Source organism: Halanaerobium sp. MA284_MarDTE_T2, from assembly GCF_003337245.1.
GTDB lineage: Bacteria > Bacillota > Halanaerobiia > Halanaerobiales > Halanaerobiaceae > QPJE01.
In genome coordinates this window covers 60648-76294 of the sequence record NZ_QPJE01000003.1, presented here as the reverse complement: position 1 = coordinate 76294, position 15647 = coordinate 60648, and the positions used below count along the sequence as shown (strand labels likewise).

Here is a 15647-nt window from a genome sequence, read left to right as displayed (position 1 = left end):
TTTTATCGATAAACTTAATTATCATATACGTCCTATCAGTTTGTGAAATTATTAATCATTTTTCTATGATTTTATTAATCAACCAACTTTTTATTATTATATTCTTATTTAAAAACAATTTCAACTTTAACTTAAAAAGAAGTTTCTCCTTTTTTATATTAAACTGAAAAAAAGAAGTTACAGAAATATTTAAATTTACAGCCAATACAACTTAACAAAACCCTCTTTTCTGCAGCTTGAAAATAAAATTTAGGCAAATCCTAAAATTCTCAGCTGCTGCAAAATTAAACTAATCTAATTTTAGCAAAGCGCCTTTTCCCAATCTGTATAATCATACCATCTTTTACTTTAATATTAAGATTTATCTTTTCATATTTTTTGTCATCAATGGTAACAGCACCCTGTTTGATCATCCTTCTTGCCTGACTGTTGCTGTCCACCAAGCCGGTAGCAGCCACCAGTTTTACTATCCAGAGTTCTCCATCTTCCAGATCAGAGCTGTCTATTTCTATCACCGGAATATCTTCAGGCAAATTCCCTTTAGAAAAAACATTTTCAAATTCAGCTGCTGCATTTTCTGCTGCATCTTTATCATGATATTCTTTTACTATCATGTAAGCCAGTTCTTTTTTGAAACTCATTGGATTAAAATTATCCTGATTTAATTTTTCTTTTATCTCTGCCAGCTTTTCTGAAGATACATCTGTTAGCAGTTCAAAATAACGTAAAATTAGATCATCCGGAATAGACATGATCTTTCCATACATATCAGATGGTTTATCATAAATACCGATATAGTTGCCCAGACTTTTGCTCATCTTATTTACTCCATCTAGTCCTTCAAGTAAAGGCATCATAATAACAACCTGCGGTTTCTGACCGTATTCTTTTTGCAGATTTCTGCCCACCAGAAGATTAAACCGCTGATCTGTACCCCCAAGTTCAACATCTGCATTAATTGCAACAGAATCATAACCCTGCATCAGCGGATAGAAAAATTCATGAATTCCAATCGGCTTTTCCTGCTGATAGCGTTTAGAAAAATCATCTCTTTCTAACATCCGGGCCACCGTATACTTAGAAGAAAGTTCAAGCACATCTGCAAAATTAAGTTCACCCAGCCAGTCTCCATTAAACACAAGCTTTGTCTTATCTCTATCTAAAACTTTCGAAAACTGTTCCTTGTATGTACGGGCATTTTCTACCACTTCTTCTCGTGTAAGCTGTTTTCTTGTTTCCGATTTACCACTTGGATCTCCAATCATTCCGGTAAAATCACCGATAATTAAATATACTTCATGTCCCAAATCCTGGAACTGCTTTAACTTTCTCAGCACAACTGTATGGCCGAGATGAATATCCGGGGCGGTCGGGTCCAGCCCCAATTTAACTTTCAGCGGTCTTTCCTCTTTTTCTGCTTCGATAAGTTTTTCTTTCAGTTCTTCTTCTGAAATAAGGTCACTTACACCTCTTTTTAATATTTCCACCTGCTTATTAATATCCATAAATAACACCTGTCCAGCCTCAAGGCTGACAGGCACTTCACCTCCTGTATCCTTGTCATATAATTATAACAGATAGTTTAACTGCTAACAAGGGCTACCATAAACAGCTGTTTTATGTTATAATATTTATTTGACAGGAGGCTTGATTAATGAAGAAACGAACCAAAGGAATCTTACTTATTACTATTATAATGATTTTTGCCCTGGGAGCAGGTGCTTTTTTGGGTGCTGTAACCTGGATTATTAAGGATACTCCTGATATTTCAAATTATAAGGGGTCCAGTGAAGCCACCCTAATCTACACTGCAGATGGTGAGCTTCTGACAAAATTGTTTAAAGAAAACAGAGTCTATGTTCCTCTAGAAAGAATTCCCCAGCACTTAAAAGATGCAATTATAGCAATTGAAGATACTAATTTTTATGTTCACCATGGAATTGATTTCTGGGGTATAGGTAGAGCAATGATTACAAATATTAAGGAGGGAAGGCTGGCCCAGGGAGCGAGTACAATAACTCAGCAGCTGGCCAGAAATGCACTTCTCAGCCACAAAAAGACAATTTACAGAAAAATTCAGGAAGCATATTTAGCTTTACAATTTGAAAGAATCTACACAAAACCAGAAATTCTAGAGATGTATTTAAATGAAATATTTTTGGGACACAGTGCATATGGAATTGAAACTGCTGCCCAGCAGTATTTTGGCAAACATGTCTGGGAGCTAAATCTTGCCGAATCAGCTTTAATTGCCGGACTGCCCAAGGCTCCAAATTATTACTCTCCTTTTAATAATCTTGAAGCAGCTAAAAGAAGGAGAAATACAGTTCTAACCCGGATGGAAGAACTCGGCTATATAACAGCACAGGAAGCTCAAAATGCTAAAAATCAGCCGATCAATGTTAAACAAAAAACCAAAAAAGAGCTGGAAAGAGCACATTATTTTATCCTCTATGTCAGAGATCAGCTAATAGATAAATTTGGTGCTTCTATGGTCTACAGCGGCGGACTTAAAGTTTATACTACCATAGATATAGATCTGCAGAAAAAAGCAGAAGATGTAATAAATGCCAAGATAAAAAATGGCTATCTTCCTTCAATCAAAAGATCCAATTCGAAAAATGTACAGCCACAGATGTCTCTGATAACACTTGATGTAAAATCAGGAGCAATAAGGGCCATGATAGGTGGGCGGGGAACAGATCAGTTCAACAGAGCTCATCAGGCTTTAAGACAGCCGGGATCTACCTTTAAACCATTTGTCTATGCTGCAGCAATTAAAAATGGTTATTCACTGGCTACTGTGGTCAATGATATGCCCATGCTGGCATCAGACAGCGGCAAAACCGGCTATAATTTAAATATCTGGCCGCGCAATTATGGAGATAAATATTATGGGCTGGTTAACTTAAATACTGCCCTGACCAACTCTTTGAATTCAGCGACAGTCAAATTGATAAAAAATATAGGTGTCAAAGAAACGATCGATCTGACCGAAAAAATGGGAATAACAACCTTTGAAAAAGAAGATTATTATGATGAACACTACTCTCTTGCACTCGGTGGTCTGCACAGAGGTGTAAAACCTATAGAAATGGCAAGTGCTTATGGTGTCTTTGCTAACAGAGGAGTATATATTAAACCATATGCAATAAGCAGAGTACTTGACAAAAGAGATAATGTAATTTTTGAAGCTAAACCGGAAAAAAGAATAGTTATGACAGAAGAAGAAAGTTATCTTATGACTTCAATGCTGAAAAGTGTAATTCAGAATGGAACAGGCTGGAGAGCAGGAATGGACCGCCCTGTTGCAGGGAAAACAGGAACAACAAATGATTATACCGATGCCTGGTTTGTAGGCTATACACCTCAAATTGTAACTGCTGTCTGGATAGGTGAAGACAATGTAAGATCTATGGAATATGATGACAAAGATGCAGATGGCAATTATATATATCCAGAAAACAACAGTTTTCTCACGATTTCCAGTGCAGAAGCTGCACAAATATGGGGGGAATACATGCGGAAAGCTGTAAAAAATATGCCTGTACTTGATTTTACAAAACCAAGTACTATAACTGATGTTCCTATAGATCCAATGACAGGACTTAAACCAAATGATTATTCTCCACGGATTGAGGAAATGCCGTTTAGACAGGAAAATATTCCACAAAAAGAAGAAACACTACATACACCAGTAGAATCAGTAAAAATAGATAAAGAAAGTGGCCTACTTGCCACCAGCAATTGTCCTAAAGATCAGGTTGTAAAAAAGTATTATCTCAGCAAATCTGGAATAAAGATTGGTCCGGGAACATTTTACTTCAGAGAAAATGCACCAAACAAAGATCCAAAAGATAGAGTGAAGGGAAGTTATATAGTTGAAACCGGAGAACCAGTACAGCTTTTTGATCATGAATACGGAATACCAAAAAAAGACAGAAACGGGGAGGTTCGTTATCAAACCAAACCCACCCGTAAGTGTAATCTTCATCCCGAAAAATCAAGCTCAAGCAGCGTGATTTTAAAAGATATATTCGATATTTTCAAAAGTGATGATTAAATAAAATTCCAGCAGCTATTTAAAATTAAACGTTTAAATTACAATTAAATATTATCGATAAATTTAACTACTGTTTAGTTGAATTACTGTGATCAGACTTAAATATTTTTTTATTAAATTAAAGTAATGAATGATTGAATAAATTAGATTTTAATTAATTCTGGCAATTGTAACCCCTGTGCCTCCTTCTTCCTGACGTCCAAGTCGGAAGTCTGAGATATGGGGGTTTTTTTCTAATACAGCTCCTACAGCATCTCTGAGTGCCCCTGTACCTTTACCGTGGACTATCTCTACCTCTTTAATTCCTGCCAAAAAAACATCATCCAGGTATTTATCCAGCTTTCGTTGAGCTTCCTCATATCTGTCTCCCCTTAGATCAATTTTTGGAGAAACATGCTGTGATTTCTGCACCCGATAGTTTTTAATCATCTCTTCTTTGTGGTCTTCAGGTATTTCAGCCTTAACAAGATCTAAAATATCAGCAGTTATTTTAATTATTCCAGCCTGGACAACAGCTTCATTTTTCTTTTTATCCAAAGAAATAATTTCTCCTTTTCTGCCCAGACTGCGGATTCTTACCTGATCACCAATTTCAAATTCTTCTTCAGAAATTTTTTTATCAGCCTGATCATTACTTTTAGTTTCTTCTAAAACACTTTTCAGATTCTTTAATTCTTTATTTGCTTCAGTCTGTGCTCTATCAACTTCAGAACGCTGTACATAATCCTTATCTTTTAACTCAGATATAATTCTATGTGCTTCTTTTTTAGTTTCCCTTAAAATTTCTTCTGCTTTATTTTTAGCAGCTTCTATTTCTTTATTATGCCTATCTTTCTGATCTGATATCAATTTTTCGTATTTTTCCTTAAGTTCTTTTTCTCTGTTCCTGTATTCTTCCATTTCCTGCCTCAGCTTCTGATATCTATTTCTTTCAGAATTGAGTTCCTTTATTATTTCTTCAACTTTAATTTCATCTTCACTCAGCAGTGAACGAGCCCTATCTATAATTTCCAGTGGTATGCCCAGTTTTAAAGCTATCTCAAAAGCATTACTGCCGCCAGGCACTCCCATTATCAGCCTGTAGGTAGGTTTTAATGTCTCTATATCAAATTCAACAGAAGCATTTTCCACATTTTCAGCAGAATATGCATAGCTTTTTAGCTGGCTGTAATGAGTTGTGGCCACAGTAACCGCATTTTTCTCCTGCAGTTTTTCTAGTATAGCAATACCCAGTGCTGCTCCTTCTTCTGGATCAGTGCCGACACCAAGTTCATCCATCAAAACAAGAGTTCTGTTTCCGGCAGAGTGCAGAAATTCCTTTATTTTATTCATATGAGAAGAAAATGTACTCAGATTCTGTTCAATGCTCTGTTCATCACCTATATCCGCAAAAATTTCTACAAATACAGGTAGGGTGGAATTTGCTTCAGCAGGTATGTGTAAACCTGTCTGTGCCATAAGAGTCAGCAGACCAATAGTTTTTAATGCAACAGTTTTACCACCTGTATTAGGTCCTGTAATAACAAGGGTGGATATCTTATCACCCACCTGTACATCTATTGGGACAGGGTCATTTTTAAGCAGTGGATGTTTGGCCTGTTTTAAATCAATCAGAGCTTTTTCGTTCATCACCGGCTGACTGCATTCAAAATCAAGGCTGAATCGAGCAGAAGCTGAAATAACATCCAGGTGAGAAATTATAATAAGATTGTTCTTTATAACTTCCGACTGTGCAGCTATTAGAGCTGTTAGTTTCTGCAAAATTCTGTGCACTTCTGCTTCTTCTTTTGCTTTTACCTCTCTCAACTCATTGTTCATTTTAACAACTGCTATAGGTTCCATAAATACTGTCATACCACTGGCAGACTGTCCGTGTACTATACCATCAAAATTACTGCGCTGTTCCTGTTTTACAGGGACAACATAGCGGTTTTCGCGTCTTGTTACAAGGCTCTCCTGCAGCATATCCTCATATCTGCTGCTTTTTATAATTGATTCCAGTTTATCTCTAATTCCATTTTCTATAGAATCAATTTTGTCTCTGAATGATTTCAGAGCACTGCTGGCATTATCATCAACTTCTCCATAATCATTTATACATCTATCTATCTCCCTCTCCAGCTGTGGAATAGTTCTGAGTGGTTCTATAAAATCATAGATTATCCCATATTCTTTTTCTATCAGCCGGGGATCCAGTTCTGATTCAATATTTGAAAAATGTTTTTTCATTTCCGAAAATCCCCGCAAAGTTGATCTAACATCAACAATTTGAGAGGTCGAAAGGGTAACACCTTTAACTGATTTTTTAATTTCATCTCTGATATCTCTGGTTCCACTAAACGGAAGATTCCCATATTCAGAAATCAATCCCTTAACAGCGGTAATTTCCCGCTGTTTTTTTTCTATATATGAACGGTTGGAAACAGGCTCCAGCTTTTTAATTATTTCTTTTCCTATATTTGTAGCAGACCTGTCTGCAATCATATCAATTATTTTTCTATATTCAAGTACCTTAAGTGTGTGTTTTTTCAACTTTAGTCCTCCCTGAGAAATTTCATTAATTTATCCAGGTCAAATGTATTTATGACATCATCTTTTTCCAGCCAGCCTCTCCTGGCTACTGAAACACCATATTTAATATCATTAAATTCCCGATAATGGTGTGCATCTGTGTTAATTGTTAGTAAAGCACCTGCTTCTTTTGCCCGTCTGGACCACTTATCATCCAGATCCAGCCTGTGAGGAGAAGAATTGATCTCCAGAGCAGTGTTGGACTCTAATGCAGCCTCAATGACCTGATTCATGTCAACTTTGTAGGCCGCTCTGCCGCCTAAAATTCTCCCTCGTGGATGGGCAAGAATATTTACTTCTGTATTTTTGACAGCTTTAATTATTCTGGCAGTCATTTCCTCTTCAGTCATAGCAAAACTGCTGTGAACAGATGCAATTACAAGATCCAGCTCTGATAAAATTTCATCTTCAAAATCAAGACTTCCATCAGGCATAATATCAACTTCAATACCCTTTAAGATTCGGAAACCATCCATTTTTTTATTGACTTCATCTATTTCCTGCAGCTGTTTTTTTAGTCTTTCTACAGACATACCATTGGCAACTTTGAGAGATTTAGAATGATCCGTAATGGCAATATAGCTGTATCCTCTTTTTCGGGCAGCTTCTCCCATCTCTTCAATGGTAAATGCACCATCACTATAGCGTGAGTGCATGTGCAGATCTCCTTTTATGTCACTTACTTCAATACTGACAGGCAGCCTGTCTTCTGCAGCAGCTTCTATCTCTCCACTGTCTTCTCTTAACTCAGGAATAATATATTTTAATCCGAGATGTACAAAAATATCCTCTTCACTTTTTATATCAATCCTAGAATCATCATTTTTTATAAGTCCGTATTCGTTCAGCTTAAGGTTGTGATCTTTAGCAAGCTGCCTCATCCTTACATTATGAGCTTGAGAACCGGTAAAGTAGTGAAGTGCAGACGGAAATTCTTCACTGCTGACAAGTCTAAAATCTACCTGCAGTCCATCACAGGTTATGATACTTACTTTTTTATCACCTGCTCCAATAATTTCATCTGTCAGCTCAAGTTCTGTTATTTTTTTACTCAAGCTTTCTTTATCTTCTGCAGCACAGGCAACTAGAATATCTATATCTCCAATCATTTCTTTTCTTCTTCTGGTGCTGCCGCATACTTCTATATTTTTAATAATACCTTCTTCAACACTGTTTTTTAAAGCATTTATCAGTTTATCTGCTTCTTCCACTGCCTGACTGATTATTATCCTGTCTACATACTTTTTATAATTTTGCAGTCCTTTGAGCAGTTTTTGTTCAGACTTAGGGCCAAAACCTTTCAGTTCCCTAACTTTATTATTTTCCAGTGCCTCTCTTAATTCAGCTACACTTTTTAAACCCAGCTCATAATACAGCTGATGAGCCCGTTTTGGTCCGAGATTGGGAATCTTAGTCATTTCCAGCACTCCTGACGGCAGTTCTCTTTTTAGCTCCTCCATCTCCTGAGAAAATCCATTTTCAAAAATTTCTTTAATTGTTCCGGCAATCCCTTTTCCTATTCCTTTTATATCCTCAAGGCTGTCTTCTTTTATCAGCTCACTTAAATTTGCTTCCAGAGACTGAATTTTGCGGGCAGCATTATTATATGCTCTAATTTTAAATTCATTTTCTCCATTAATTGCCAGGAGATCTCCAAACTCCGCAAGCAGTTTAGAAACCTCTTTATTTGTTAATTTTTCCATATCACTACCTCCAAACTTAACTCCCCCAAAATTAGATTCAACCTATTTCTGGGGTGAAAATTCACATCTGTTTAGCGATAAAACAATCAGCACAATACTAAAAAGGCCATGAAGTGATTATCATGGCCGAAAAATATCTCCTATTTTTTCCTGTATAATTGGTGTCATTTCCAGGATTCTTCCTGCTAAAAACGAAGAATCGACTGCATTTAAAACTCTCTGATAGGGGATCTGAGCCATAATAAGCACCAGCAGGTAGACGATTATACCACCTTTAAAAACACCAAAAAAAAGTCCGGCCGCCCTATCAACCGGCTGCAGAAATACAGCATCAACCATTCTCTTTAAGACTATACCAAGTACATGAATTACAATATTTACCACAACAAAAATGACAGCAAAACTAATAAACTGAATCAGTGAGGTAGATAAATCTAGATATGGCTCCAGATAGGACTGAAAGTATTCGTACTGTCTGACTGCTGCTATTAAAGCAATAATCAAACCCAGTATGGTGCTTGTCTGATCTATAAATCCCCGACGCAGACCATTATAACCAAAAAACAGAAATACTACCAGTATAATGATATCTAAGAAATTAATAGTATCCAATTACTCTACCTCCTCTAGTAGAGTCATCAATTCTTTGTTTTCCTGCCTCAGTTTTTTTAACTCATCATGAAGGCTCTGATTAGCTTCACGCAGCCTTTCTTTTTCCCGAGAAAGGTCAATACAGTCACTGCGCAGCTTAAAATACTCATCAGCCAGGTTGATCATAGTGAGATTTGCCAGCCTTCTGTATGGAAGTTCAGGATAGGTATTCCTAATATCTCTGCTTACTTTTTCTACATATTCGGCCAGCTTTTTTATATAATTTTCGTCAAATTCTCCTATTACTGTAAAAGTATCGCCAAGTATTTTAACTTTTATTTTATTTTTATTCTGTTGAAAATTTTTTTCTGCTGTCATAAGCAACATCTCCAAGTATTATATTCTACTTTATAATACTATTTCATTACAAATGGCTAAAATCCTGCATTTATAATTTAATTTCCCCGTATTTCTGCAGAAAATTTATCTGATATATAATTGATAATCTTTTTGAACTGTTTATTTACCTCATCATCTCTTAAAGTTTTCTCTTCAGATTGGAATTTTAATTTAAAAGCAATGCTTTTATGACCTTCTTTAATCTGATTACCATGGTATAGATCAAATATATCCAGGTCTTTAAGAATTTCTCCACCCTTTTCTTTAATAGCATTTAATATTTCAGCAACTTCTATATCATCTTTAACAACAACGGCCAGATCACGAAAAACAGAAGGATATTTGGGCAGTTTTTTATAATGATAATTTACTTTCGGTGTAGCTTTATATAAGCTGTCAAAATCAATTTCAAAAACTGTTGTTCCGGCTGGAAGATCACTTTTTTCGGCAATTTCTGGATGTATTTCTCCAATAAAGCCCAAAAGTTCTCTGCCGCTGTATATTTCAGCGGTTCGGCCCGGATGCAGATATTCTCTGCTGTCATCAGAAACAAATCTATAATTTTTGAGCTGTATTTTATCAAAGAGAATCTCAAGTATTCCTTTTAAATGGTAGAATTCCGGAGCATTTTCCTGCCAGATATTTTCCTCTATACCAAAAATACCTCCACCCAAAAGCTGCTTTTCTTTAGGTCGGCTGCTGTTTCCATTATAATAGAAGGCAGTACCAATTTCAAAAACTCCCATCTGAGATGTCTGCCTTCTTGCATTTGCAGCAAGTGTATTAATTATACCAACCAGTATAGTTGTCCTCATAATAGCAAAAGCCTCACTTAAAGGATTTTTAATGCTGACAAATTTACCAAATTGTGAATCACTGTTCAGCTTTAAATCTGAATAATTTTTTTTGTCCTGAAGGCTGTAGGTGATTATTTCATCCAGTCCTCCGGCTTTAAGAATCCTTTCTACTCTTTTTTTGAACTTTTGTTTTACTGTTCTCCGGCCGAGCTGTTTACTGATAGGCGTTGTAGAGGGGATATTATTGTACCCGTACACTCTTGCAATCTCTTCCACAAGATCTGCCGGCTGACTTACATCTGTTCTAAAAGACGGTACTTTTACATTAATTATACCTTCTTTAACTTTAACAGGAAAATCTAATTTTTCCAGCATTCCTGCAATTTTAGCAGTCTCAAGTTCTAGTCCCAACAGCTGATTAACTCTTTTTGTTTCCAGTTCCAGTTCTGCAGACTCATATTTAAGTGGATACTGATCTATTACACCCGGTACAATTGTACCGTCTGCATATTTTTCCAGCAGCTGACAGGCTCTATTATTTGCTTCAACTGCTTTCTCAATATCCACCCCTCTTTCAAAGCGGTGTGATGATTCACTGTGTAGGCCCAATTTTTTTGCAGTTTTTCTGATGCTGATTGGATTAAAATAAGCAGACTCAATAAGTACATTGTTAGTTTTTTCTGTTACTTCACTCTCATAGCCGCCCATTACTCCTGCTACAGCAAGAGGACCATCTTCATCTGTAATTACCAGCATCTCATCATCCAGAACTCTTGTTTTTTCATCAAGTGTTAGTATTTCTTCTTCTGATTCGGCTCTGCGTACAATTATTTTGCTGTTTTTAATTTTATCAAAGTCAAATGCATGCAGTGGCTGATTATATTCCATCAGTACATAATTGGTAATATCAACCACATTGTTAATTGATCTTATTCCGGCAGCTTTAAGTTTACGCTTCATCCAGAGTGGTGATGCTTTAATTTTTACATCCTTTACCAGCCGCCCTGTATATCTCGGACAGAGATCAGGATCTTCTATTATAATTTCTGCCTGCTGATTGATATTTTTTTCTTCTTTTGATTCTGTAAATTTTATCTCCGGAAGATTTAGTTCACCACCTGTAAAAAGAGATTTTATTTCTCTTGCTATACCAATCATGCCCAGACAGCGAGCATAATTTGGAGTCAAGTCCAGTTTTAAAATATAGTCATCGAGCTTCAGATGATCAATTATACTGCCTCCAAGAGGAGCATTATCTGATAAAATCATTATACCATCTGCGCGCTCTTCTGCCAGGCCCAGTTCATCAATTGAACAGATCATACCTTCTGATATAACTCCACGCAGATCTGATTTTTCTATCCTCATTCCATTAGGAAGCACCGTCCCGGCCTCAGCTACAGGTACCATCTTACCTTCTTCCACATTTGGAGCACCTGTAACAACTGTCATCACCTTACCCTGTTTGTTTAACATTACCCGGCAGATAACCAGTTTATCTGCATTAGGGTGCTCTTCAATTTTTTCTATTTTTCCGATAATTATATCTTCCAGACCTTCCCCCAGATATTCCATACCTTCAACTTCCAGTCCGGCCATGGTTAACTTTTCAGTTAATTCGTCCGGTGTATAATTAAAATCCACATATTCTTTTAACCATTTATATGAAATCTGCAAATCAGATCATCCTTTCTTATTATATATTAATTTTTTAAAATTGATGCAGAAACCTTTTATCATTTTCGTATAATACACGTATATCATCTATACCATATTTCAACAGTGCCAGCCTGTCTAGACCAACCCCAAAAGCAAAACCACTGTAGTAATCTGCATCATAACCTGACATCTCCAGCACATTTGGATGGACCATTCCTGAACCCATTATCTCCAGCCAGCCGGTGTGAGAGCAGAGTGGACAACCTTCTCCTTCACAAACAATACAGGAAACATCTACCTCTGCACTCGGTTCTGTAAAGGGAAAATAGCTGGGGCGGAAACGCACGTCGCGGTCAGCTCCAAATAAAGCTTCTACTATAAGTTCTATGGTTCCCTTCAGATCACTAAAAGAAATATCTCTATCAATGACCAGTCCTTCAGCCTGATGAAATATAGGAGAATGAGAAGCATCAAGTTCATCTGAACGATAGACTCGACCAGGTGCGATTATCCTTACAGGTGGTTCCTGTGCCTCCATCGTCCGCACCTGAACAGGTGAAGTATGTGTTCTAAGCAGATAATTATCATTTATATAGAGTGTATCCTGAAGATCTCTTGCCGGATGGTGTTCCGGAATATTGAGTGCTTCAAAATTATAATACTCACTCTCTATTTCCGGTCCTTCTGCAATACTAAATCCAAGACCAATAAAAATTTCCTCCAGTTCTTCTGTTATTAAAGAAAGAGGATGTGTTGTTCCTGCTTTTATCTCTTTTCCCGGCAGTGTGACATCTATTTTTTCTTTTTTAAATCTCTCTGCTGCAGCTTTTTTTTCCAGTTTTTCCTTATGTTCACTCAGCCATTTTTCTATCTTCTGTTTAAGTTTGTTGGCATTTTTACCTACAGCAGGACGCTGCTCAGCATCAATTTTACCCATCTGATTAAAAATTGACTGTACAGCTCCTTTTTTGCCCAGATATTTAATACGCATTTCTTCCAGCATATCCAGGTTTTTAATTTCTTTTAATTCTTCTTCTGCTTTTTTTTCGATTTCTTTAAGATCTTTTAATAGATCCAAACCAAACACCTCCATAAAATATTAAAATTTTGTCAGTAAGAACCAAATGTCCTTCGGACTTCTTTATTACAGTAAGATAAAATTTTGTTGATGTCGGAAATTATGAATCCATAAATTTTATCCATAATAAACCATCTAGTATAATTTCCTAAACATTAAAAAAATCCCGCCCAAAAAGGGACGAGATTACCGTGTTACCACCCTGATTATCCCACCAATATGATGGGATCACTTTACTTTGTTAACGAAAACTATGTCTTCATGGCGTCAGTTTCCGGACCAGCCTACTCAATTGTTCAGCCTTCAGCTCTAGAGTGAATTTCAGTATTAGTTTCAGTACAGCTGTTTTCAGTCACTGACAGCTGTTCCCTATTAAAGAAACAAAATAATTACTCTCTCCTTCAGCGCTGTTAATATATTTTGATGTAAAAAAATCTGCTGAATTCATTTCTGAATTCAGATAAAATTTGCCTTGGAAATCTAATTTTAAGCTCTACTAAAAACAAAAAACTGTTTATAGGCCAGATAAGCATCAACAGAACCGGTATTCTCAAAAATTTTCCAGAATAATTTTGCGTTTAAACCCACAAAAATCACTCCCTTTCAGGAATTGCTAAAGCTTTATATAATTATATCATAACCGGTGCATTATTGACAAGTAGCTGATCTGTCAATTTTCAGATTATATAATCTTTTTTTGCAATTTCATAGCACAATATTGCTGCTGCAACTGCTGCATTTAATGATTCAATATCGGCAGCAAGTGGAATTTTCACCTCTGCAGAAGCAAGTTCTAGATAATTTTTATCAAGTCCGTTTGCTTCATTACCTATTAACACAATTACCTTATCTTTATAGCTGTGCTGAAAGTAATATTCTTCTGCATTCACATCTGCAGCAATAATTTCAAATTCATCTGACTTAGATTTTAAAATATCAATTATCCTTTTTCTGTCAACCTTCTGCCAGATAGGGAGAGAAAAAATAGCCCCCATTGTAGCACGCAAAACTTTCTGATTATATATATCTACTGAACCTTTAGCTGCAATTATGCCGTCAAAACCTGAAGCTGCTGCTGTCCTAATAATTGTTCCCATATTACCGGGATCCTGTATTCTATCAAGCAGAAGTATTCTTTTCACCTTTTTTAAAAAAGTACTTTTGTCAAATTCTGTTTCTTTAACTACTGCCATTATTCCCTGTGGGTTAACAGTATCAGCACTTTGATTAAATATATCTTCATCAACTACATTCAGAACTGCTTTTTTTTGAAGTATATCCAGCAGATTTTTATTTTCTTTCTGCCGAAAAAAAGCAGGAGTAACAAATATTTCTTCAAAATCTGCTCCTCCTGCTGCAGCCTCAATAAGTCTTTTACCTTCCAGAACAAAGCATCCTTCTTTTCTCCTGGCTCTGCTCCGGTAAAGCTTATTTAAATATTTAATTTTACTGTTGTTGGGGCTGCTTATTCTATTCATAATAACTACATATCCAATCCATTTTTTGCAACAGAAACCAGTTCACTGAATGCATTTTCGTCATTAACTGCCAGATCTGCAAGCATTTTTCTGTCAATTTCTACATCTGCCTGTTTTAATCCATTGATAAAACGGCTGTAGGAAAGACCTTCTTTTCTTGCAGCTGCATTTATTCTGGTAATCCATAGTCTTCTAAAATTACGTTTTTTGTTTCTTCTATCTCTATATGCATAATGAAGTGACTTCATTACTGCCTGATTTGCAGGACGATAAAGCTTACTTCTGGAACCAAAATATCCCTTTGCAAGCTTGAGCACCTTTTTTCTGCGGTTTCTTGCTTTATTACCTCTTTTTATTCGCGGCATCTTTAACACTCCCTCCAGATTATATCTATATTATATATTTATTTATATGGTAGTAATCTTTTATATCTTTTTTGATATGTTTTATCTATTAGAGTAGCTTTGCGGAGCTTCCGCTTTCTACTTCCAGATTTTTTGGTTAAAATATGACTGTGGAAACCTTTGTGGCGCTTTAATTTACCGTTTGCAGTTGTCTTAACTCTCTTAGCAATACCTTTGTGAGTTTTAAGCTTTGGCATTATTTAACCTCCCTTTTCCAATTAAAATAATGGCTGTATTTGTTTATTTCTACTGTTTTTCACTTTTAGGAGTCAGGAACATCATCATATTCCTGCCTTCCATTTTAGGCTTGCTTTCTACCTGCCCAATATCTTCTGTTTCTTCAATGAGGCGGTCCATCAGATCATAGCCAAGCTCCTTATGCATCATTTCTCTACCCCTAAATCTAATTCTCACCTTAACTTTATCCTTATTATTTAGAAATCTTCGGGCCTGCTTTAATTTAACATTAAAGTCATGGTCCTCGATTTTTACACCCATTTGAACTTCTTTTACATTCATTACATTCTGATTTTTCTTAGCTTCTTTTTCTTTCTTAGCCTGTTCATACTTATATTTTCCGTAATCCATAATTCTACATACAGGTGGATTTGCCTGTGGAGCAACTTCAACCAGATCAAGTCCTCTTTCTGCAGAAATATCAAGTGCTTCATTTATAGACTTAATACCAATCTGTTCACCTTCTTGATCGATCAAACGTACTTTCTTTGCCCTGATTTGATTGTTTACCTTTAAATCATTAACGATATTTACGCACCTCCTAAGTATTTGGAAAAAACTGTGTAAATAAAAAATACGGGTGTTTTAAAACACCCGCTGTAAATAGTCAGTAAAATAACATTTTAAATTAAATCTTCTGTCCAAATTTAAAATGTCTTTCAAAACA

13 protein-coding genes and 1 other annotated feature are annotated in these 15647 nt (G+C 36.1%); of the genes, 1 reads left to right on the top strand and 12 read right to left on the bottom strand.

Features of this window, described 5'->3' with window-relative positions; translation table 11 throughout:
- Positions 1-284: 284 nt before the first annotated feature.
- Complete coding sequence (gene tyrS / locus DFR78_RS02385) at positions 285-1505, bottom strand: tyrosine--tRNA ligase (protein WP_114457331.1); 1221 nt, start codon at positions 1503-1505, stop codon at positions 285-287.
- Between the two features lie 149 nt (positions 1506-1654).
- On the opposite strand from tyrS, the gene DFR78_RS02380 reads away from it, so the two are divergent.
- Positions 1655-4063: a penicillin-binding protein 1A gene (locus tag DFR78_RS02380; RefSeq protein WP_114457245.1), complete on the top strand. Its 2409-nt coding sequence runs from the start codon at positions 1655-1657 to the stop codon at positions 4061-4063.
- Positions 4064-4213: 150 nt separating this feature from the next.
- On the opposite strand, the gene DFR78_RS02375 is transcribed toward DFR78_RS02380, so the two are convergent.
- From DFR78_RS02375 to infC, 11 genes are all read right to left on the bottom strand, one after another.
- Complete coding sequence (locus DFR78_RS02375) at positions 4214-6595, bottom strand: endonuclease MutS2 (protein WP_114457244.1); 2382 nt, start codon at positions 6593-6595, stop codon at positions 4214-4216.
- 2 nt (positions 6596-6597) lie between these two features.
- Positions 6598-8337 (bottom strand): DNA polymerase/3'-5' exonuclease PolX, encoded by a 1740-nt coding sequence (polX, locus tag DFR78_RS02370; protein ID WP_114457243.1) that lies wholly within the window; start codon positions 8335-8337, stop codon positions 6598-6600.
- A 120-nt stretch (positions 8338-8457) separates the two neighbouring features.
- Positions 8458-8949 carry a CvpA family protein gene (locus DFR78_RS02365; RefSeq protein ID WP_114457242.1) on the bottom strand — a complete coding sequence of 164 codons (492 nt, stop codon included), beginning with the start codon at positions 8947-8949 and terminating at the stop codon, positions 8458-8460.
- Positions 8950-9306, bottom strand: a complete 357-nt coding sequence (locus tag DFR78_RS02360) for a cell division protein ZapA (RefSeq protein WP_114457241.1) — start codon at positions 9304-9306, stop codon at positions 8950-8952.
- Positions 9307-9383: 77 nt separating this feature from the next.
- Positions 9384-11801, bottom strand: a complete 2418-nt coding sequence (gene pheT / locus DFR78_RS02355; RefSeq protein ID WP_114457240.1) for a phenylalanine--tRNA ligase subunit beta — start codon at positions 11799-11801, stop codon at positions 9384-9386.
- 34 nt (positions 11802-11835) lie between these two features.
- The gene (gene pheS / locus DFR78_RS02350) at positions 11836-12861 is read right to left on the bottom strand and encodes a phenylalanine--tRNA ligase subunit alpha (RefSeq protein WP_114457239.1); all 1026 of its coding nucleotides are present in this window, start codon (positions 12859-12861) and stop codon (positions 11836-11838) included.
- Between the two features lie 173 nt (positions 12862-13034).
- Positions 13035-13275 (bottom strand) — a binding site (T-box leader).
- Between the two features lie 72 nt (positions 13276-13347).
- Positions 13348-13449: a YqzL family protein gene (locus DFR78_RS02345; protein WP_114457238.1), complete on the bottom strand. Its 102-nt coding sequence runs from the start codon at positions 13447-13449 to the stop codon at positions 13348-13350.
- Positions 13450-13538: 89 nt separating this feature from the next.
- Positions 13539-14339, bottom strand: coding sequence for an RNA methyltransferase (locus DFR78_RS02340; protein WP_114457237.1), 801 nt, complete (start codon positions 14337-14339; stop codon positions 13539-13541).
- A 5-nt stretch (positions 14340-14344) separates the two neighbouring features.
- The gene (gene rplT / locus DFR78_RS02335) at positions 14345-14704 is read right to left on the bottom strand and encodes a 50S ribosomal protein L20 (protein ID WP_114457236.1); all 360 of its coding nucleotides are present in this window, start codon (positions 14702-14704) and stop codon (positions 14345-14347) included.
- A 38-nt stretch (positions 14705-14742) separates the two neighbouring features.
- Complete coding sequence (gene rpmI, locus DFR78_RS02330; protein WP_114457235.1) at positions 14743-14940, bottom strand: 50S ribosomal protein L35; 198 nt, start codon at positions 14938-14940, stop codon at positions 14743-14745.
- A 49-nt stretch (positions 14941-14989) separates the two neighbouring features.
- Positions 14990-15556, bottom strand: coding sequence for a translation initiation factor IF-3 (gene infC, locus DFR78_RS02325; protein WP_114457234.1), 567 nt, complete (start codon positions 15554-15556; stop codon positions 14990-14992).
- Positions 15557-15647 lie beyond the last annotated feature (91 nt).